Source organism: Spirosoma oryzae (assembly GCF_003002825.1).
Taxonomy (GTDB): domain Bacteria; phylum Bacteroidota; class Bacteroidia; order Cytophagales; family Spirosomataceae; genus Spirosoma; species Spirosoma oryzae.
The window spans coordinates 175,704-196,275 of record NZ_PVTE01000012.1 but is presented as its reverse complement, the minus strand read 5'-3'; the positions used below and the strand labels follow the sequence as shown (position 1 = coordinate 196,275).

Genomic DNA, 20,572 nt, shown 5'->3' with positions numbered 1-20,572 from the left:
AACTAGCTACGCTCAGGACGCAGCGAACGAACGGCTGTACCAGCCTGCCACATTTCAGAATCGCGTAGTTCGGCCAGTTCCACTTCCAGCTTCTCGCGGTAATCAGGCTGCGAGTTGCGGGTGATGCTGATTTCGGCCTGCTCCTGGCTTTTTACCGAGTTATACAGTTGCTCGAAAACGGGTTTTGTCGCATCGCGGAAGGGCTTCCACCAGTCGAGGGCACCCCGTTGTGCCGTCGTCGAGCAGTTGGCGTACATCCAGTCCATCCCGTTTTCAGCCACCAGCGGCATCAGCGACTGCGTCAGCTCTTCAACCGTTTCGTTGAACGCTTCCGACGGGCTATGGCCGTTGGCGCGCAGCACTTCATACTGCGCAGCGAAGATACCCTGGATGGCACCCATCAGCGTACCGCGTTCGCCGGTCAGGTCAGAGGTTACTTCTTTGTAGAAGTCGGTTTCGAACAGGTAGCCCGACCCAACACCGATACCCATCGCGATTGCTTTGGTACGGGCGTTACCCGTTGCATCCTGATAAACGGCGAAGCTTGAGTTGAGGCCTTTACCTTCTACGAACAGACGGCGCAACGACGTACCCGATCCTTTCGGCGCGACGAGGAATACGTCGACATCGGCCGGGGGGACGATACCGGTTTTGTCTTTATAGGTTACGCCGAAGCCGTGCGAGAAATACAGCGATTTGCCGGGTTTCAGGGCGGCTTTTACCGTTGGCCACAGTTCGATCTGAGCTGCATCCGACAGCAGGAAGCAGATGATCGTGCCTTTTTCGAGGGCTTCTTCAATTTCGAACAGCGTTTCGCCCGGTACCCAGCCATCAGCAACTGCCTTGTCGTAGGTTTTGCCTTTCCGCTGTCCAACGATTACGTTGAAGCCATTATCACGCATGTTGAGCGACTGACCGGGGCCTTGTACGCCGTAGCCAATTACTGCAATGGTTTCGTCTTTCAGCACCTCGCGGGCTTTTTCGAGCGGAAACTCTTCCCGCGTAACAACTTGTTCTTCAACTCCTCCGAAATTAATCGTTGCCATAATTCTCTTTTTGGTTTGTACTCTTGTTTTGAGGGTTACTATTTTGGTTAGCTGTAATCGCTGATACGGCTGATTTTGCCATCGCTACTTTCGAAGATGGAAACGCCCCGCAGCTCGATCTGCTGGTTGGCTTTCCAGCCGTTGGGCAGGTCCTGCGCTACCACCGCACTGTACTTGATCTCGATAGCAGCCCGGTCGTCGGCGATAATCTTCGTAACGATTTCCTGTCGGCGCGTCGAGAAAAGGGGGACTACCTGCGTTGCCTGTTCACCGAATGCCTGCTTGCCTGTCAGCGTCATGGTGCTACCGGTGTTCGACACGTTCTCAAAGCGAATATCGTCGTGCAACACCGCCAGCATGCCCGGAACGTCTTTCCGGTTATAAGCTTGTATATAGGCGTTAATCAGATCGTTCACGGCGTGTAGTCTTGTAGTTTACTTACGCAAGCTGATGGTAGTGCTTAGTTGAAATCAGGCAAACAGTAGTCGGCCTTTAGGGGTAGGAATGTCGCGGCCAAGCGATCGAGCCGTTTCTATCCATTCCTGAATAACCTGCTCCGCGTTGGTGACGGCTTCCTGGTACGTGTCGCCATCGGCCATGCATCCTGGTAACTCAGGGACTTCAACTATGAAAGCATGATCGTCATTACTCCAATAGATGATTAGTTCATAGCGAGGATTCGTCTCCATTGTCGTCAACGTCAAGTTTGTATTTGGTAATCAGATTCCTGACCTGCTTTACCTGATATGGTTTAGCCTTACTCTGTTTGGGTTGCAAATTGATAATTTCATCGATACCTATCCGCGTGTAGATATGATGGCTGGCTCGTATTCGCTCGTCAAAGCCTAATTTCAGTAAGAGTTGCCTTAACTCATCGAAACTAAAATTAGCATCAGCTGTTCCGCGCAGTAGCTTGACCAGTAACTTTTCAAACTTGCCCATTTGTTACAGGTAGTAGGCCCAGTCGGCTTCGGGCAGGTACTCGACCAGCCCTTTCTCCGTTTTTCCCACGGCAACTCGTCCCGACCGCACAAATTCCAGGATTTCGTACTGTTTCAGGTAGCCGAAGAAGTCGAAAATTTCTTCGTTGTTCCCGGTCTTTTCGATCACGACATAATCCAGACCCCAGTACACGACCCAGGCTTTGTACTGCTTGTTGATCGTTTCGACGTCCAGCGACTTACCGCCCAGCGGGGTCGAAATCTTGAACAGCGCGATTTCGTTGTAAACGATCTCGTCGTTGAGGTAGCCGAATACCGCCATGACTTCGACAATCTTGCGAATCTGCCGGACCAGCTTTTCGACTTCTTCCCGTGATTCGTGCTTGATGACGATTGTGAAGCGCGACACGCCTTTACGCTCGGTTTCCGATACGGTCAGGCTCTCGATGTTGATACGTCGACGGGTAAAAATAATCGTGATGCGGTTAAGCAACCCGATCGTGTTCTCCGTGAATATGCAGATAGTGTAGTTGGTCATCTTGAACTGTGATGGTCTTGAACTGTGATTTATAGGATTGCTTTGATGGACTATGATTTCGTTCATTGCATAATCAGCGAAATCAAATAATCATATGAATCATAGTTTAGGACAATCTTATCTGCGAGACGCTGGCACCGGCGGGTACCATCGGGAATACGTTTTCTTCTTTTTCGACGACCACTTCCAGCAGATAGGGACCATCGTGCGCCAGCATCGTGTCGAGCGCATCGGATAGGTTCTCGCGGGCGTCGCAGGTTTGACCGTCCATCCCAAAACCACGGGCGATGGTGATGAAATCGGGGTTCTGCAACTCCACGAACGAATACCGACGCTGATGGAACAACTGCTGCCACTGCCGGACCATACCCAGAAAGTTGTTGTTCAGGATGATCGCCTTCACCGGCTGCTTGTTCTGCACAATCGTCCCCAGCTCCTGCAACGTCATCTGGAAACAACCGTCGCCGATAACGGCAACGACCTGCCGGTCCGGAGCGCCTACCTGTGCGCCAAAGGCTGCGGGGAGCGCAAACCCCATCGTACCCATACCACCCGACGTCACCAGACTGTTTGGCCGCTTGAACTGATAATAACGCGACGCCATCATTTGGTGCTGACCGACGTCGGTAACCAGTACCGCTTCACCCTTGGTCTTGGTCGACAGCATATCAATTACCTCGGCCATCCGAATCTTGCCTTCGGTAGACGACAGTTCAGGAACGGTGATCTGTTCGTGTTCAATAGCGTCGTATTTGCGGAATTCATTGCGCCAGACGGTAAAGTCGTTGGGATTGATGAGCGGCAACAGCGCCTTCAGTATCTCTTTGGCATCACCGACGACTGGTGCATCGGCTTTGATGATCTTGTCGATTTCAGACGGGTCGATTTCAATGTGAATGACCTTGGCCTGCTTGATGAACTTGCTGGCGTCGCCCGTTACGCGGTCGTCGAAGCGCATACCGATCGCGATAACGACGTCGGCCTGATCGGTCAGTACGTTGGTACCGTAGTTGCCGTGCATGCCTAGCCAGCCCACGTATAGGGGATGATCAACCGGAATAGTCGACTGGCCGAGCAGCGTTGTCGCTACCGGAATACCGGCTTTCTCGGCGAGCTGACGCAGTTCGTCTTCGGCTTTGGCAAGCTGTACACCGTGTCCCGCCAGAATGTAAGGCCGTTTGGCATTGTTGATTAGTCGGGCGGCCGCTTCTACCTGTTCCGTTTTTGGAGTCAGTCGTGGCCGGTAGCTGACAATCGATTGACACCGTTCATAGTGAAACGGCTTGGTCATCAGCTCCAGCTGCGCACTTTTGGTCATGTCGATCAGCACGGGGCCCGGCCGGCCTGACTGCGCAATGTAAAACGCTTTCGACAGAACACTGGGCACCTCATCGGCATCGGTGATCTGGTAGTTCCACTTGGTGATCGGCATCGTAACCCCCATCACGTCGGCTTCCTGAAATGCATCGGTACCCAGCAGTTTCCGGCCTACCTGCCCGACAATACACACCAGGGGGGTTGAATCGATTAGCGCGTCGGCAATGGCGGTGACAAGGTTAGTAGCACCCGGTCCCGACGTGACCAGGCAAACGCCGGCCCGGCCCTGCATACGGGCGTATCCCTGCGCTGCGTGGCCCGCACCCTGCTCGTGCCGGACAAGAATATGGTTGAGCCGATCCTGGAAATCGTACAACGCATCATACACGGGCATGATAGCGCCCCCCGGATACCCAAAGATAGTATCGACACCTTCGGCCACTAACGACTCCATCAGGGCCTGCGCACCGCTCCGAAACGTTATGGGTGCCGTTTCCTGTGGAGCTAATTCGTTGATTGAGTTGACTCCCGTAGAGTCGAGAACGACACTGGCAATTGTTTCCATGGTACCCGGTCGGTTTAAAGTCGTACTTGTTGTCTGTAAGTTTGTGGATTACGCTTCGTCGGTGACGCAGCCTTCGCTGGCTGATTTGACGTTGCGAATGTATTTACCCAGCACACCCTTGACGAAGCGTGGCGCGGGTGGGGTCCACTGCCGGCGACGCTCGGCTAATTCTTCGTCGGACACGTGCAGGGTAATTTCACGACCGATTGTGTCAATCGTAATCCGGTCGCCATCTTTCACCAGCGCGATTGGACCGCCTTCAAAGGCTTCCGGCGTGATGTGACCAACCACGAAACCGTGTGTACCGCCCGAGAAACGACCATCGGTGATGAGTGCTACTTTATCGCCGAAGCCCGCGCCCATAACGGCAGAGGTTGGTTTCAGCATCTCGCTCATACCCGGTCCGCCTTTGGGGCCGGCATTGCGAATAACAATAACCTGTCCGGCCTGGATGCCGCCATTCTGTAGCGCGTCGATTACGTCACCTTCATGTTCGCACACTTTGGCAACACCCTCAAACCGTTCGCCTTCCTTGCCGGTAATCTTGGCAACGCTACCCGTTGGGGCCAGATTACCCCGCAGAATCTGGATGTGTCCCGTTTTCTTGATTGGGTTCGTCAACGGATGGATGATCTGTTGCGCGTCGAAATCGAGATCTGGAATGTCAACAAGGTTTTCCGCGACGGTTTTGCCGGTAACGGTCATGCAGTCGCCGTGAAGCATACCGTTTTTGAGCAGGTACTTCATTACGGCCGGCACACCACCGATGGCCAGCATATCTTCCATGTAATATTTCCCGCTGGGCTTCAGATCTGCCAGTAACGGTACCCGGTCGCTGATCGCCTGAATGTCGTCGATCGTCAGTGACAGACCGGCCGAGCGGGCAATGGCCAGAAAGTGCAGTACGGCATTGGTCGATCCACCCAGTGCCATCACGACCGTCAAAGCGTTTTCCAGCGACTTCGGTGTAATGATATCCTGGGGTGTGATGTTCCGTTCGAGGAGAACACGCATCGCAGCGCCGATCTTTTTGCACTCTTCCTGCTTGCCTTCGTGAGTGGCGGGGTAGCTGCTGCTAAACGGCAGGCTTAGGCCCATCGCTTCGATGCTGCTGGCCATGGTGTTGGCCGTATACATACCCCCACAGGCCCCCGCTCCGGGAATCGAGTTGCGGATAACGCCGTTATAATCTTCGTCGGAAATGTTGTTGGCGTACTTCTTACCAAGTGCCTCAAACGCCGATACGATATCGAGCTTTTGCCCTTTGTAATGACCTGACCGGATGGTGCCGCCGTAGACCATGATACCGGGTCGATCGAGCCGCGCCATCGCCATAACCGCACCGGGCATGTTTTTGTCGCAACCAACAACTGTCACCACACCATCATACCACTGCGCTGTTACGACCGATTCAATGGAGTCGGCGATCAGGTCGCGGCTGGGTAGCGAGTAACGCATGCCGTCGTTCCCGTTGGTCATGCCATCAGATACACCGATCGTGTTGAAAATAAGACCGACAAGACCGTTTGCCTGAATACCCTGCTTGACATAGACCGACAATCCGTTGAGGTGCATATTACAGGTGTTACCCTCGTAACCCGTGCTGGCAATGCCAATCTGGGGCTTCTGCATGTCATCTTCACTCAGTCCCACGCCAAACAGCATGGCTTTGGCGGCAGGATTCGAGATTTCCTGAGTAAGTGTGCGACTAAAACGGTTTAGCTCGGTAGCAACGGGTTCTTCGGCAGTCATCTTAGCAGTTAGCGAAATTTCGCTGATAGTGTAATAACGCTGTAAAGGAAAGATTACTTTTCTGAAAAGGCAAGGTTTTAAACAGGATTTAACCGAAATGTGGTAACGCTCGGGTAAGAATGGCTATTGGGGGCTTGTCTGTTGGAACAGGTCGGTGGAGCCCTCACCGGAATTTTCACGTACTTTTGAGATATGACAACAGAAACTTCGTCTCATTACGACCACCTGGAGCAGATGTCTGTGCATGATCTGCTGACCAACATAAATCGGGAAGATCAGACCGTACCGCTCGCCGTTGCGGCCGTGATTCCACAAATCGAAGCACTGGTCGAACAAATCGTACCGCGCATGGCGCAGGGCGGGCGGCTGTTTTACATCGGTGCCGGTACAAGTGGTCGACTTGGTGTCGTCGACGCGTCGGAATGTCCACCAACGTACGGGGTACCGCATGATCTGGTCGTTGGATTGATCGCCGGTGGGGACGGGGCCATCCGTAAGGCGGTTGAGTTTGCCGAAGATGATGCCGAGCAAGCCTGGAAAGACATGGCATCCTATGAGCCTACGCCCGCTGATACCGTGATCGGTATTGCGGCATCGGGTCGAACGCCCTACGTGATTGGTGGACTGCAACAGGCACAGGCGGCTGGCTTGCTGACAGGCTGTATCGTCTGTAACGCAGGCTCTGCTGTAGCACAGGCGGCAGCCTACCCAGTCGAAGTCGTCGTGGGGCCGGAGTTCGTGACGGGCAGCACCCGCATGAAATCAGGAACGGCGCAGAAACTGGTGCTGAACATGGTATCGACCGCTGTGATGATCCGGTTGGGACGGGTGAAAGGCAATAAGATGGTCGATATGCAGTTGAGTAACGTAAAGCTACAGGACCGGGCGGCCAAGATGGTCATGAGCGAAATTGGCGTCGACCGGGAAACGGCCGAGCAACTACTGACGCAGTACGGAAACGTACGAAATGCCATCGATAACTACACGCACTAAGTTGAATATGACGGGTTTCAGCATGAAAAAACAGGTTCTTGTCGCAGCGGGTCTGCTGGCCGGTGTTGGTGCCTATGCGCAGTCGGGACGGGAGATGATGTACGTCGGAACATATTCTGTACGGGGTAGCGACGGTATTTACGTGTTCGCCTTCGACCGGAAAACGGGAACGATGACACCGGTACAGTCGGTGAAAAACGAGAAAAGCCCATCGTTCCTGGCGGTGCACCCTTCTGGCCGCTATCTGTATTCAGCCGACGAAGGTGCCGAGAACGGACCCGCCAAAGCCGGAACGATTAGCGCCTACAGTGTTGATAAAGCCACTGGTAAGCTGACGTTTTTGAACAACCAATCGTCGGTGGGTAACAGCCCGTGCTATGTAAGCATCGACAAGACGGGGAAAACGGCTTTCGTGGCAAATTATGGCGGAGGCAATATGGCCGTGCTGCCTATTCAGGCCGATGGTAAACTGTCGGCTGCGTCGGACACGGTGCAGGACACGGGCAGCGGGCCAAACAAGGAGCGGCAGGAGCGGGCGCACGTCCATTCGGCGACGATTTCGCCCGATAATCAGTACGTATATATAGCTGACCTGGGTATCGACCGGCTGAGTATTGTTAAGCCAAACCTGAAAACGGGTAAGGTTTCGCCAGCCTCAACGCCCTACGTGATGGTAAAGCCTGGCTCAGGACCGCGCCATCTGGCTATCCACCCGTCGGGACGGTACGCGTATCTGGTCGAAGAGTTAACATCGTCCGTAGCCGTATTCAGCCGTGATCCGAAGACGGGCGCGCTGACGATGCTACAGGAAGGGGTGAAAACACTACCCGCCGACTTTTCTGGTTCTAACACAAGTGCCGATATTCATCTCGATCCGTCGGGTAAATTTTTGTACCAGTCGAATCGGGGTCGTCATGCGCTGGCGATTTTCTCGATTGGGAATGACGGCAAGCTGACGCGCATCGGTGAGCAGTCGACGGAAGGAAAAACCCCCCGTAACTTCCTGGTCGATCCGAAAGGGGAGTTTGTGTTTGTTGCCAATCAGGACACGGATAGCATCACCATCTTTCGACGCAACGCGAAAACCGGCCTGCTGACGTATACAGGCAAGTCAGTACGGGTGCCGGCGCCGGTTTGCGTCATCATGGGACAGTAAATTCCGGTCCCCTTTTCCTTCATTCGACAGAACAACCCCAATGTATCAACGCCCATGAAATACGCTGTTGCGCTTTGTACGATTCTGGCCATGCTGGCTGTCGCGGCTCCGGCTAAAAAAGCCATAAAACTGTTTAACGGAAAAAACCTGGATGGCTGGAAGGTCTACGGCACCGAAAAATGGTACGTCGACAACGGTGAACTGATTTGCGAAAGCGGACCCGATAAGAAATACGGCTATCTGCTGACCGATAAGTTTTACAAAAATTTCGACTTGAGCTTACAGTTCAAGCAGGAGGCCAACGGCAACAGTGGGGTCTTTTTCCGATCGACGGTCGACGGTACGAAAGTAAAAGGCTGGCAGGTCGAAGTGGCTCCACCAAACCACGATACCGGTGGTATCTACGAATCCTACGGCCGTAACTGGCTGGTGCAGATCCCCGACGAGAAGGAGACCATTCTGAAGCCTGGGGAGTGGAATACGCTCCGCATCGTTGCCAACGGTGATCGCGTACAGACGTACCTTAACGGGCAGGAAATGGTCGATCTGAAGGACGAGAAAATCGGCGCGGGCGAAGGTGGTATCGCGCTACAAATTCACGATGGTGGCGGCATTAAAGTCCGCTGGCGCGATATAGTGTTGAAGCCACTATAAAGAGGAAAGAGGAAAGAGGAAAGATATGCGAAGAACGATGTTCACAGTGGGCGTCTTTCTTCTTGTGTCTTTCCTCTTTCGTCTATATTTCATCTACAGTTCTTGCAGCAACCCCGGTATGTCGAGCGATCAGGTAAATGTTGCTGTCGGCGTCGAGGGGCCACTCCTCGCGGGGACGGTCCCAGTATAACTCGACGCCGTTCTGATCGGGATCGTTGCGGTAAATAGCTTCTGAAACCCCGTGGTCCGACGCACCCATGATCGGATATTTCGCATCGATAAGTCGTTTGAGCACAACGGCTAAGTCCCGTCGGGTAGGGTATAGGATCGCCGTATGGTACAAGCCTGCACTGCGCACGGGGGCCGGTGGCGCTCCTTTGCTATGCCAGGTGTTCAATCCGATGTGATGTCGGGCTGGCGCTCCAGTGATAGCCGCACGCCGAGATAAAAGCGGCATCGGTACCGTACATCGTTACCAGCGAAAAGCCGAGTAAATTCCGATAGAAGGACAGTGCCCGGTCGAGGTCGGTTACTTTGAGGTGAACGTGCCCGATACGCGTCTGATCGGGAATGGTGTAAGGAACTGTCGTGTTCATATAGTAAACTGGTGTTTGGATGGATAACTCCGAAAAAGTCGTAATCGTCTCAGGCTGTCTTCGGCTAACCTTCCGACTTGTTTTGAGTTAAGCAACTACTACACGAGACAACCCATCAGTCGAACCGGACACGTAGCTATTCACCGCACAATATGGACTTTATCGATTATTATAGCGTGCTGGGCATCGCCAAAGATGCTTCTGATGACGACATCAAGAAAGCGTATCGGAAACTGGCCCGCAAGCACCATCCTGACCTGAACCCGAACGATCAGGAAGCCAACAAAAAATTTCAGCAGATCAACGAAGCCAACGAAGTACTGAGCGACCCCGAGAAGCGGAAGAAGTACGATCAGTACGGAAAAGACTGGCAACATGCCGAGCAGTTTGAAGAAGCCAGAAGGCAGCAACAGCAGTCGCGCCAGAACTATGGTCAGTCGGCTGGTGGAGCAGGGGAATATGATTTCTCCGGGGGCTTCGGCGGGGCCGACTTTTCGGACTTCTTCTCGTCGATGTTTGGGCAGGACGCTGGTGGGGGGCGGGGTCGTCGGCAGACGCAGTTTAAAGGCCAGGATTATCAGGCTGAACTGCATCTGAGCCTGCGGGATGCCTACACGACGCACAAGCAGACCATGAACGTGGATGGTAAGAATATCCGGATCACGGTGCAGGCGGGTGTAGAAAATGGGCAGAAAATCAAGCTGTCGGGCTACGGCGCACCAGGTATCAACGGTGGACCCAACGGTGATCTGTATATCACGTTTGTTATCGAGGATGATCCCCGATTCCGGCGCATGGGCAATGACCTGTACGTTGACGAAGAGATTGATCTGTACACGGCGGTGCTGGGCGGTGAACGGGTTGTCGAAACAATGGACGGGAAAGTGAAGCTGACGGTGAAGCCCGAAACCCAGAACGGAACGAAGGTCCGGCTGAAAGGCAAAGGTTTTCCGGTATACCGGCAGGACGGCTCGTTCGGCGATTTATACATCACCTGGCAAGTGAAACTACCGACGAACCTGACCGATCAGCAGAAAGACCTGTTTCAGCAACTAGCCGCCCTCTAACCGATCTGACCCATGCAACCAACCACCTTAATTTCGATCCGCGAGTTCTGCGTTCATCACCATGTCGAAACGACGTTCGTGGAAACGCTGGCCGACAACGGTCTGATTCAGACGACTATTGTTGAGCAGACGACCTACGTCGAGCCAGCGCAGCTGACCCAACTGGAAAAGTTCGTCCGGCTCCACCGCGACCTGCACATTCATACCGACGATCTGGATATCGTCTCCGACCTGCTCGACCGGATGGAGTCGCTGCAAAGCCAGTTACTGACAATGCAAAACCGGCTTCGGTTCTACGAGCGATAGACTGTTATAATTTACAGCGGTGTCAGGCCGGATCTGAGATATGTCTGGCAAAGAAAACCTAAGGATCATTTGATCAGGCATATCTTACTTTTTCTTTGCCAGACATATCGCACTAGTACCTTTTATCCTGTTTACTTGCGGCACGACTATAAGAATATTCTTTCTGTATTTATTGTCTAGTATGTCCGGATTGGTTTCAGAAGGTTTGTATTCTAATATTTCAGCTTCTTTGAAAAGAAGATGTATCGTACCGATAGGCTCATCCCAGATGATCATTTTTAATGAGTCATCTTTAATTGTGACTTTAATTATAAAATCTTTCTCATTTTTAAATGTGTGTATTTTTAGACTATTTTTTATGGCAATGCTTTCATTACTAGCTATGTAGTAGCCTTTTTTTATTAAAATACTATCACAGTACGGCTTGTTGTTTGATAGTATTAACTCAGCATCAACTAGGCTCATCTCTGCCCTTTTTTGAAGTTGCGCAATTGCCTTTTGATTTACGAAACAAGCAATTAGTATTCTGATTAATACATGCACGTAGCTATAGTTTCTGCTACTTCTCTCCGAGATCATCTATGTAGTTTAGGTTTTTTTTGCAACAGCTACTTGTAACGTAAGGTAATTTTTTGATAAAAGAATCAACCATAGGCTGGGCTGCGAAATGTCTTGTATTGGCGATTCTCAATGTCAGCGATGCATCTAATTAACTTATGTTCTTTCATGTCTGCTACTGCGCAAATCCTTTCTGAAAAAACAGCAGGTGATTTTCGATGTTTCCGCCCCAGTAGGTCCAGGTGTGGGCACCGGGCCGCTCGGCGTAATCATGGTCGATTTTCTGCTGCATAAGCTTTTGGTGCAGCGCCCGGTTCACATCGATAAAGAAGTCACTGATGCCGCATTCGATCAGCAATCGTAGCTCGCCGTTGCGCAGACTGTCAGCTACGTTGATAACCGTGTTGCGCTCCCAGTTGGCCGCATTGGTAGCTTCCTCACCAAGTGCATCCTTAATGTTCCAGTTGTTGGGAAACGGCCGAATGTCGACACCCCCGCTGAGACTACCCGCTTGCCCGAACGTATCCCGGTGGCGAATCGCCAGGTATAGCGCGCCGTGTCCGCCCATCGACAGGCCGGTAATTGCCCGATGCTGTCGGTCGGGCATACTGCGGTAAGTCGCGTCGATATAAGCGGGTAATTCGGTGCCGACGAAGGTTTCGTAACGCAGTGCCGGATTTAGTGGGCTGTCAAAATACCAGCTATTAGCCCCGTCCGGGCACACGATGATCTGCTGATACCGGTCGGACAGACTAGCCAATGCAGGGACTTTACTAATCCAGCTATTATAGTTGCCGCCATGTCCGTGCAGGACGTAGACGACCGGGTAGTGCTTGGCTGTCGCACTGCTGTACTGATCGGGCGTAATGACTACGCATTTCAACGACTTCTGCATGGCAGCACTGTTGACCAGTACTGTATCGACTCGTCCGGCCAAGGTATGTTGACGAGTGCCGACGAGCAGGCCACCGATCAGCAGAAAGCGAAGTAATATGTTCATAGTACGGTCAGAAGCGAGCGCAAGTGGGATTCTACCGGACCTGCGGTAAACTGTAGTTGGCCTACGACCGCCATAGCTTCCAGCTGTCTGAGACGGTCTGGTCTCAGGCTTCACCCCGGCGCAGTGCATTGACCAGGTTATGCGCCCGGCGGGTGGGTTCCGGAATACGGTAGCCGCCGTCACAACGCAGGGTCAGGTCGATTGCCGTATCGAGGTCGATCAGATGGCCGGGCGATACGTAGACGGGGTTTACTTTATTTTTTGTCCGAAGTGCTGCTCCGATGATGTCGTTATGATGGCGCATCGGCGACCATGAACCACGTTCGGGGGCCGGTTCATCGTACTTGCCAACCAATACTGATTTACCACAGCCAAACGTCGGACGATTTAGAAACAGCCCACCATGCGACGCAATACCGATCCGGCGGGGGTGGGCTGTACCGTGACCGTCGAACATCACCACATCTGGCACAGTCTGCAATTGCTGCCACGCGTCGAGCAGAGCGGGAATTTCCCGGAACGATAACAGACCCGGTATGTACGGAAACGTCGCTTTGCTGATGACGCCCGATTGATCGATGGTTTCCAGCGTGTCGAGCCGTAACACAACGATGCCCGCATACACGGTTTCTTCGAACTTATTAAAGGATATGTCGCAGCCGGCAATGGTTTTGGGTTGGCTGGTCAGGGGTTCGATGCGGATCTGATGGCGGAGTTGCTGCTGTAGGGCTACCGCTTCCGTCGCCGACAGATTCCAGTTATGCAATGGGATGTACTCAGCCATAGGCTAGTCGACGATCTTGACCCGGATTTTATGGGGAGCCGGGTATGTGCCGCCGAAGTACAAGCCTGTTTTATAAGCAAATGTTTTATCGTGCGTGAAGGGAATTGCCGTACCGCCCAGTACCTGATACACCTTGCGGTCGTAGTCGATTTTGATCGTCAGTTTCGTTGGTTGATTGATGGCGGTTTCGGCCACTTTGAACATGGTTCGTTGACCACCCACATACACATACGCGCCGAGTTCGATGCGTTGTCGTTGCGGGCTCCAGCGCCAGCCCACCCGTGCTCCGTCGACCTGGTGGGGTGCTTCGCCCAAATCCTGATCTTTCGACCCAACGAAGCCCAGTCCGATTACTTTATTCCAGTCCTGGTTATCGACCGAATTGAGATCATAGATGCAGGTACTGTCGAACGTAACGGTCGCTGAAATTTCGCTGGGGCTAACGAGTACGCCCGTTTTACGCTTGGGAAACGGTTCGTGATCCCCCGCTTCGATGGTTACCCAGTCCGGATCAGCCAGCAGAAAATCAGGTACGCAGCTGTTTAGCAGTACGCTCATACCCAGCAGTAATGTCGTTGCCAGCCAGTGACGGGTAGCGGGAGAAAGGCCGATTTGCCGAAGAATCATCGAAGAAGCGTAGTTGGTCAGACAAATAACGCCATAAATCAGCGAAACCATATTTTGTTCGGTCGACATCCTCGGCTGATTGGTGTTGAATATCTTGTCAAAATTAGCCAGCGGACCCGGGAGAGATCATATCGGGAATTTGATATAACCAAGGCTGTACGACTCGGACAGTCAACCACTTATCAAAAAAACGGCTAACCTTGCGTTACTCTTCGTAACTTTCTGCTAAAACCGATTTTAAACACACCCAATCATGCAATCGGCCATTCCCTCTCCCATTGTAGCGGTTCGTCAGCCGGTAGCGCGTCCTGCCACAGAGCAGGCTCAGCTAACCATTCCGCTCTACCTATACGCTGTTGTATTTGCGTCCTTTTGTATTGTCGTTGGGCTGCTCTGGGACATTATGTGGCACATGAGCATCGGCCGCGACGGTCTGCTGGCTCCCCCGCACCTGGTCATCTATGTAGGGGCCGTGATTGCCGGGTTGTTCTCGGCCTACCAGATTCTGAGCATGACATTCTCGAAGAAGCATCCGGGTCGGGCCACTGCCGTGCCGTTCTGGGGTGTTTTCTACGGCCCGCTGGGGGCGATGTTCTGCGTGTGGGGCGCGCTGACTATGCTTACCTCGGCACCGTTCGACGATTGGTGGCATAATACCTACGGACTGGATGTGCAGATTCTGACGCCCCCGCACACGGTGCTGGCGATTGGTATCATGACGCTTCAGTTTGGCGCTGTGGTTAGCTTACTGGCCTTGCAAAACCGCTGGTTGGCCGAGGGGGCTGCTGTCAATCCGGTGCAGCTAACCCGGCTGAAATGGTTGGTCGCGCTCGCTTCAGGACTGTTGCTGACTATCGTCTACACGCTGGCATCGGAATCGTTGGGGCGGCTGGCATCGCACCGGTCGACTTACTACAGCACGGCGGCAATCATTTTTCCGTTGTTTCTGCTGGCTATTGGGCGGGCGCTGAAACTACGCTGGCCGGTTACGACGGTTGCCGGTCTTTATATGCTGGTGTTGGTGGTGCCAAGCTGGGTGCTTCAGTTCTTTCCGGCAACACCCCGGTTAGGGCCGGTGCTGAATCCGATTACGACCTACCAGCCGTTTATGTTTCCGCTGCTGCTGATCGTACCGGCACTGGCTGTCGACTGGCTGATGCATCGCTTTGAATTACCGGATGCGCTGGGCCGCTTCGCCGACTGGAAACGGGCGCTGATCTACGGTGGTGCGTTTCTGCTGGTATTCCTGGCCGTACAGTGGCCGTTTGGGGGCTTCCTGGCTACGTCGCCCTACGCGCGGAACGGATTTTTTCTGTCGTATATGTGGCCCTACGATGCCGATCCCACCTACCAATACCGCTTCGCCTTCAATCCGCGCTGGATGCAGTCGGCCAGTGTATTCTGGACGAACATCGCCTGGGCATTGCTGTACGCGACGCTATCGGGACGGATCGGCCTGCTATGGGGAAACTGGATGAAGCGAATTGTCCGGTAAGGAACTGACTGATGGTATTTATAATGAAGCGGATTACAATTCTTTCGTTTGTCTGCATCCTGCTGTCGATCGGTTCGGCCTGGGCGCACATCGGTAGTGCCGGTATCGTTGTCGAAAAGCAGGTTGGTAAATACGGACTGCTGATTAGCGTGCAACCGCCTGACGTGGTGCCGGGCGTTGCCAACATATCGGTTTTTGTGCAGCAGGGGCGGGTGACGTCGATCGGGGCGCGGCCCATCTACTTTTTTGCCGGAGACAAAGGAGCACCGACGCACGACATCCTGACGCAATCGGCCGACGGACCGTATCAGGGTGATATCTGGCTCATGGAGTCAGGCTCGTCAAGTATCGAGCTGACGATCGATGGTCCCGACGGACATCAGCAGGTGATTGTACCGGTGGTATCGGTGGCGACGGCTCTGCGCGAAATGCCGACAGGGACGGGTATCGGTCTGGCTGCGATGGGCCTGTTGCTGGTTGTCATGCTGGTTACGATCGTTGGGGCCAGTAACGCCGACGGTGTGTTTACTGCCGGTCAGGTTACGCCCGCCAAACTTCGGCGTCGGCGACTGGCGGGTATGGGTGTCGGTCTGGTCGTCGTCACACTGTTGCTGACCGGCTGGCGTAGCTGGTGGAGCCACACGTCTGATGTATACCGGACTGAGCAACTGTACCAGAAGCCGACCTTGACGACAACGATTACGGGGTCCGCAGCAAGTCCCGAACTGGCGATACGACTCGATACGACTGGATTCAGTATGCCCAACAGCCCGACCCGGCGGCAACTGAATTTCCTGATTCCTGACCACGGTAAGCTGATGCACACGTTCCTGGTGCGGGTACCGGGCCTCGATGCGTTTGCCCATCTGCACCCCACTCGGCAAGACTCGCTACAGTTCAACAGTCAGCTCCCCAGTTTGCCGGCGGGTAAGTATCTGCTCTTTGCCGATGTCGTGTACAGAAGTGGTTTTAGCGAAACGCTGACCGATACCGTCGACATAAAAACGCCCATTACGACGGTAAAAGCCGTTACCGACCCCGACGACAGCTGGCTGGTAACCAACGCGATTAGTACGAAGCCTGCCAAACCCGCCATGGCCCGGCTCGATAATTCGATGATCGTTTGTGGTAAACCGGGCGACCGGGTGCCGCTGGCCGATGGATCGAGTATGCTCTGGATGGATAAGCCGGGTGCGGTGCTCGAAACGGGAAAACCGTACGTGCTTAAGTTCGCACTAGCCGATGCCAACGGTACGGCCACGCCCATCGAGCCTTACCTGGGTATGAGCGGTCACGGCGTTATTCTGCACAACGACGGCTCGGTGTATATTCACCTGCACCCCGTCGGAACATATTCGATGGCGGCCGAAGGGTCGCTGGTCAAACGCATCGCCGACACGGCCCGTTACGCCCCGTCCATCAAGGCTGATGTTTTCCGGGATAGTATCGACCGGTACGTTGCCTATTTGAAGACGTTGCCCGAAACGGAGCGAAACAAGGTGTTGGCTGCGGCTATGCCTTCGCACGAGATGAAAATCAACAACATGGTTTCCTTCCCGTATTCCTTCCCCAAAGCGGGCCGATATCGTATCTGGGTACAGGTTAAACGGCAGGGCAAGGTGCTGACAGGCGTATTCGACACCGATGTCGAAGAACCGCTGATGTGAGTAGAAACCCGAGCTGTCCGGCATTCTGTGCTGACGACCATCGTCCCGTCGTCAGCACAGAATGATTCGCCGTGATGCCCTAACTACGCTGGCTGCTGCCGGCGGTCTCCTGACAACACCTTCTACTTCGCTTCACGCCTTGCCCGCTGCAGCCCCGCCCGCGTTCGTGCCCTGCCTGAACATGAGCACCATCCGGGGGCACAAATTAGGGTTTGTCGGTGAGTTGGAAACAGCGGCAAAGGCAGGCTTCCGATCGGTCGAAATCTGGATCGACTCGTTTCAGGACTATCTGAAGACAAACAGCACGGCTGAAACGCGCCGGCGCATCAGTGACCTTGGCCTGCGGGTAGAAAACGCGATTGGCTTTGCGCCCTGGATCGTTGACGAGCCAACGGCCCGTAATAAAGGTGTCGATCAACTCAAGCGGGAGATGGCGCAGCTCGCGGAAATTGGCTGTAAGCGTATCGCTACGCCCCCCATCGGTGCGCATACGCCTGATGCTCCCACCATGTCACTGCTGCTCATCGCCGAGCGCTATCGGGCTATTCTGGACATGGGCGTGCAACTCGGTGTTGTACCGCAACTGGAACTGTGGGGATTCGCCCGCAACCTCAATCGACTGAGCGATGTGATGTATGTGGCGATTGAAAGCGGGCACCCGGCAGCCCGGGTGCTGCTCGATATCTACCACCTGTACAAAGGCGGATCGGGTATTTCGATGCTGCCGTTCGTGGGGAAGCCGGCTATCGAGATCTTCCACGTCAACGATTACCCGGCCAGCATGCCCCGCGAAACGATTGTTGATGCCGATCGGATCTTTCCGGGCGACGGTGTAGCCCCCATCAAGGAAGCGCTGACCGCTATTAAATCGTCCGGCCGGACAATCGTCTTATCGCTGGAAGTGTTCAACAAGTCATACTACGCGCAGGATGCGCAAAGCGTCGCCAAAACGGCCTTCGCCAAAATGAATCGGCTCATTGCTTCTGTGTAGGTGAATCGGTCGTTTGTCTACCGCAGCCTGTAATGGCTAAAATTTGTCCTCCCGACGCAGGAGGGATCTTCGGTAGCAGGCAATTTCCTGGCTATTCGCGAAGATCCCTCCTGCGTCGGGAGGACAAAAAAAGTCTAAAACGCCTGGCAGGGCTACTTCGACGTAGCCATTACCATTCGGATGTTTAGCTTGGCTCCCGTCTGTAACACATCGACTAAATCCTGAACGGTCAGGCTTTTGTCGAAACGTACCACAACGGTAGGTTCGGCGATACCCGCCATAATCGTCTTCAGCTCCAACTCCAGATTCGCCGGATCGACGGGTTTCTTATCGATAAAATACTGCTTGTTGTTGTCGACAGACAGCGTCACCTGCTTCTTGCTGAGCTGCTGCGACGACGACGCTTTGGGCAGCATCAGCTTGATGACGTTGGGGTTGGTAACCGTCGAGATGATGAGGAAGAACAACAGCAGGAAGAACATGATGTCGTTCAGCGATGAGGTCGCTACCTCGGCGGCAAACTTGTTTTTCCGGCGGAGTTTCATGGTCGGTTTACGGTTTTAGGTTTACGGTTTACGGGTTACGGGTTACCAGCCATGAGCAGTCAATGCGCCACGCAGCAGCCACCGAAAACTGTAAACTGAATACTGTTAACTGCGCTTTAGCGCACACGTGCCGGTTCTGAGGTAGGCTTCTGGAGGACTTCGATAAACGAGAAGGCGTTGATTTCCAGCGCCAGCGTGAAGCGCTCGATCATCATATTCAGTAGGTGATAGCCCGAGTAGGCGATAACCCCGACGATCAGACCGGCTCCCGACGTAATCATCTTCTCATACAGACCACCAGCGATGATACCCACGCTAATGTTGTCGGTCAGCGAGATGTCGTAGAAGATGCGGATGATCCCCGAGATGGTACCGATAAAGCCGAGCATCGGCGCGATACCGGCGATGACCCCCAGGTAGCCCATGTTGCGCTCCAGCCGCGACAGTTCGATCTGACCAACGGTTTCGATGGTACTCTCTATTTCGCGAATGGGCGACCCGATACGGCCAATGGCTTTTTCGAACACCCGGCCCATCGCCGTACGCTGGTTTTTGGCGAACGACTCTGCCGATTTGATGTTTCCCTGAGCAACCATGTCGCGGATATTGTCGACGAAGTTGTCGTCGGCTTTTGTCTGGGCCCGGATCACGAAGAAACGCTCGAAAATGAGGTAGAGGGCGGAGAAAAACAGAATCGCGATGGGAATCATGACCCAGCCCCCTTTGGCAACCAGATCGAGTAGTTGTAGCTGTTGGGGTTGAGTAGCCGCCGTCGTGGCCGATAGTGATGCCGTGGAATCAACGGCCGGAACCTGAAGCAGGAGCATACAGACGAATCGGGATGATGAAAAAGAAAGGTTGACCGGCGGTCAATATAGCACAAACGCGCCCCGTTGCCGGTTATTGTTGCCAAAGATAAGCAAGCCCGCGAAATCAACGGTATAGTTCGGTAGATCAGGGCGTAATCAGAATTTTACCCCACCGGCCGGGCCGATCCGCGTGGTCGACGGCTTCCGCAATCTGATCGAGCGTATAGCGGCCCTCAATGGGTAGCTGGGCCTCACCAGTGGTCAGCCAGTCGATTACGTTTTTAGACACCTCCTGCCGGACCTGCGTATCCACCCGACGCATCCAGTCGGAGAGCCAGAACCCTTTTATCGTCAGTTCCCGGAAGATCATCAATCCTACGTTCAGCGACGGATTCTCCGCACTCAGCAACCCATAGACCAGCATGGTGCCGCCTTTACCAAGGCATGCAACAGCATCCGTGGCCGTTTGGCCACCTACGGCATCCAGCACGCATTGAACACCAGTTCCACCGGTAATTTCCCGGACGCGCGCAGCCATATCATCGGTTTCCGTATTGATGATTTCGGTTAGGCCCAGTTTGGTCAGTTCGTCGTTGAGATCGTTCCGTCGGACCGTGCCGATGGTTTTTATCCCGCGCTTGACGCACAGCTGAATGACCAGCTTACCAAAGGCCGAACCCGCTGCCGTCAGCATCAGCCAGCCCCCTTCCGGTACGCCCGAATCCTGCACCATGGCGTAAGCCGTGAACGGATTGACGAATAGCTGAGCGGCAATAGCGTCGGTCATGGCGTCGGGTACCGGGATGACGGCTTTGTGATGTACGACAACGTATTCGCCCCAACTGCCAAGCCCGGTGAAACTGACCCGGATACCGATGGGTAAATTGGCCCCTTCGCCAACCGCGTCGATGACACCCATGCCCTCGAAACCCGCCGGTGACGGGAGCTGGGGGCGGATGCCATACCGGTTCTGGACAAACATGAGATCGGACGGATTGATCGGGCTGGCGAGCACGCGTACGCGTACATGGCCGGCGGCTGGTTCGGGCATCGCTACCTCGACGGACTTCAGAATATCGGCTGGCTGACCGAATCGGTCAAATTGGATGGCTTTCATTTGCTGGGGGTGATAAGTAGACGAACTCAAGAATATGGTTTAGTGCGC

24 protein-coding genes are annotated in these 20,572 nt (G+C 54.0%); 8 read left to right on the top strand and 16 right to left on the bottom strand.

Annotated features, from left to right (window positions below; genetic code table 11):
• Positions 1–2: 2 nt before the first annotated feature.
• The 7 genes from ilvC to ilvD form a co-directional block, all read right to left on the bottom strand.
• The gene (gene ilvC / locus CLV58_RS15645; protein ID WP_106138765.1) at positions 3–1,046 is read right to left on the bottom strand and encodes a ketol-acid reductoisomerase; all 1,044 of its coding nucleotides are present in this window, start codon (positions 1,044–1,046) and stop codon (positions 3–5) included.
• 47 nt (positions 1,047–1,093) lie between these two features.
• Positions 1,094–1,462 (bottom strand): nuclear transport factor 2 family protein, encoded by a 369-nt coding sequence (locus CLV58_RS15640; RefSeq protein ID WP_106138764.1) that lies wholly within the window; start codon positions 1,460–1,462, stop codon positions 1,094–1,096.
• Positions 1,463–1,516: 54 nt separating this feature from the next.
• Complete coding sequence (locus CLV58_RS15635) at positions 1,517–1,735, bottom strand: type II toxin-antitoxin system HicB family antitoxin (RefSeq protein WP_106138763.1); 219 nt, start codon at positions 1,733–1,735, stop codon at positions 1,517–1,519.
• Entirely contained in the window at positions 1,713–1,988 is a 276-nt protein-coding gene (locus CLV58_RS15630) for a type II toxin-antitoxin system HicA family toxin (RefSeq protein ID WP_106138762.1), read from the bottom strand. The genes CLV58_RS15635 and CLV58_RS15630 overlap by 23 nt, the downstream gene beginning before the upstream one ends.
• Before the next feature lie 3 nt (positions 1,989–1,991).
• A complete protein-coding gene (gene ilvN / locus CLV58_RS15625; RefSeq protein WP_106138761.1) occupies positions 1,992–2,525 on the bottom strand; it encodes an acetolactate synthase small subunit in 534 nt (177 codons plus the stop codon).
• 106 nt (positions 2,526–2,631) lie between these two features.
• Complete coding sequence (gene ilvB / locus CLV58_RS15620) at positions 2,632–4,407, bottom strand: biosynthetic-type acetolactate synthase large subunit (RefSeq protein ID WP_106138760.1); 1,776 nt, start codon at positions 4,405–4,407, stop codon at positions 2,632–2,634.
• A 48-nt stretch (positions 4,408–4,455) separates the two neighbouring features.
• A complete protein-coding gene (gene ilvD / locus CLV58_RS15615; RefSeq protein WP_106138759.1) occupies positions 4,456–6,159 on the bottom strand; it encodes a dihydroxy-acid dehydratase in 1,704 nt (567 codons plus the stop codon).
• A gap of 192 nt (positions 6,160–6,351) precedes the next feature.
• Here ilvD and murQ point away from each other — a divergent pair, with 192 nt between their 5' ends.
• From murQ to CLV58_RS15600, 3 genes are read left to right on the top strand one after another with little or no spacing between them, the layout of a single operon-like run.
• On the top strand, positions 6,352–7,152 hold the full coding sequence (gene murQ, locus CLV58_RS15610; protein ID WP_106138758.1) for an N-acetylmuramic acid 6-phosphate etherase: 801 nt from the start codon (positions 6,352–6,354) through the stop codon (positions 7,150–7,152).
• 22 nt (positions 7,153–7,174) lie between these two features.
• Positions 7,175–8,308, top strand: coding sequence for a lactonase family protein (locus tag CLV58_RS15605; RefSeq protein WP_106138785.1), 1,134 nt, complete (start codon positions 7,175–7,177; stop codon positions 8,306–8,308).
• Between the two features lie 54 nt (positions 8,309–8,362).
• Positions 8,363–8,962 (top strand): 3-keto-disaccharide hydrolase, encoded by a 600-nt coding sequence (locus tag CLV58_RS15600; protein WP_106138757.1) that lies wholly within the window; start codon positions 8,363–8,365, stop codon positions 8,960–8,962.
• An 82-nt stretch (positions 8,963–9,044) separates the two neighbouring features.
• On the opposite strand, the gene CLV58_RS29175 is transcribed toward CLV58_RS15600, so the two are convergent.
• The gene (locus tag CLV58_RS29175) at positions 9,045–9,359 is read right to left on the bottom strand and encodes a VOC family protein (protein ID WP_425443529.1); all 315 of its coding nucleotides are present in this window, start codon (positions 9,357–9,359) and stop codon (positions 9,045–9,047) included.
• A complete protein-coding gene (locus tag CLV58_RS29170; RefSeq protein WP_425443528.1) occupies positions 9,343–9,558 on the bottom strand; it encodes a VOC family protein in 216 nt (71 codons plus the stop codon). The genes CLV58_RS29175 and CLV58_RS29170 overlap by 17 nt, the downstream gene beginning before the upstream one ends.
• 152 nt (positions 9,559–9,710) lie before the next feature.
• Between CLV58_RS29170 and CLV58_RS15590 the strand changes: the two genes are divergently transcribed.
• Both CLV58_RS15590 and CLV58_RS15585 read left to right on the top strand, forming a co-directional pair.
• Positions 9,711–10,625, top strand: a complete 915-nt coding sequence (locus tag CLV58_RS15590; protein WP_106138756.1) for a DnaJ C-terminal domain-containing protein — start codon at positions 9,711–9,713, stop codon at positions 10,623–10,625.
• Between the two features lie 12 nt (positions 10,626–10,637).
• Positions 10,638–10,931: a chaperone modulator CbpM gene (locus CLV58_RS15585; protein ID WP_106138755.1), complete on the top strand. Its 294-nt coding sequence runs from the start codon at positions 10,638–10,640 to the stop codon at positions 10,929–10,931.
• 84 nt (positions 10,932–11,015) lie between these two features.
• Here the strand turns inward: CLV58_RS15585 and CLV58_RS15580 are convergent, their stop codons facing one another.
• From CLV58_RS15580 to CLV58_RS15565, 4 genes are all read right to left on the bottom strand, one after another.
• Complete coding sequence (locus CLV58_RS15580; protein WP_146141445.1) at positions 11,016–11,474, bottom strand: hypothetical protein; 459 nt, start codon at positions 11,472–11,474, stop codon at positions 11,016–11,018.
• 190 nt (positions 11,475–11,664) lie between these two features.
• Entirely contained in the window at positions 11,665–12,489 is an 825-nt protein-coding gene (locus tag CLV58_RS15575) for an alpha/beta hydrolase (protein WP_106138753.1), read from the bottom strand.
• 103 nt (positions 12,490–12,592) lie between these two features.
• Positions 12,593–13,273, bottom strand: a complete 681-nt coding sequence (nfi, locus tag CLV58_RS15570) for a deoxyribonuclease V (RefSeq protein WP_106138752.1) — start codon at positions 13,271–13,273, stop codon at positions 12,593–12,595.
• 3 nt (positions 13,274–13,276) lie between these two features.
• Positions 13,277–13,969, bottom strand: coding sequence for a hypothetical protein (locus CLV58_RS15565; protein WP_245882344.1), 693 nt, complete (start codon positions 13,967–13,969; stop codon positions 13,277–13,279).
• 184 nt (positions 13,970–14,153) lie between these two features.
• Here CLV58_RS15565 and CLV58_RS15560 point away from each other — a divergent pair, with 184 nt between their 5' ends.
• The 3 genes from CLV58_RS15560 to CLV58_RS15550 all read left to right on the top strand — a co-directional run bounded on the left by CLV58_RS15560 (position 14,154) and on the right by CLV58_RS15550 (position 18,053).
• Positions 14,154–15,395 (top strand): hypothetical protein, encoded by a 1,242-nt coding sequence (locus CLV58_RS15560; protein ID WP_245882343.1) that lies wholly within the window; start codon positions 14,154–14,156, stop codon positions 15,393–15,395.
• A gap of 23 nt (positions 15,396–15,418) precedes the next feature.
• Positions 15,419–17,062, top strand: coding sequence for a hypothetical protein (locus CLV58_RS15555; RefSeq protein WP_170108712.1), 1,644 nt, complete (start codon positions 15,419–15,421; stop codon positions 17,060–17,062).
• Between the two features lie 61 nt (positions 17,063–17,123).
• Complete coding sequence (locus CLV58_RS15550) at positions 17,124–18,053, top strand: sugar phosphate isomerase/epimerase family protein (protein ID WP_106138750.1); 930 nt, start codon at positions 17,124–17,126, stop codon at positions 18,051–18,053.
• A gap of 152 nt (positions 18,054–18,205) precedes the next feature.
• Here CLV58_RS15550 and CLV58_RS15545 read toward each other — a convergent pair whose 3' ends face one another.
• From CLV58_RS15545 to CLV58_RS15535, 3 genes are all read right to left on the bottom strand, one after another.
• Positions 18,206–18,598 (bottom strand): ExbD/TolR family protein, encoded by a 393-nt coding sequence (locus CLV58_RS15545; protein WP_106138749.1) that lies wholly within the window; start codon positions 18,596–18,598, stop codon positions 18,206–18,208.
• A gap of 116 nt (positions 18,599–18,714) precedes the next feature.
• The gene (locus CLV58_RS15540) at positions 18,715–19,425 is read right to left on the bottom strand and encodes a MotA/TolQ/ExbB proton channel family protein (protein WP_106138748.1); all 711 of its coding nucleotides are present in this window, start codon (positions 19,423–19,425) and stop codon (positions 18,715–18,717) included.
• A 127-nt stretch (positions 19,426–19,552) separates the two neighbouring features.
• The gene (locus CLV58_RS15535) at positions 19,553–20,524 is read right to left on the bottom strand and encodes a zinc-dependent alcohol dehydrogenase family protein (protein ID WP_106138747.1); all 972 of its coding nucleotides are present in this window, start codon (positions 20,522–20,524) and stop codon (positions 19,553–19,555) included.
• Positions 20,525–20,572 lie beyond the last annotated feature (48 nt).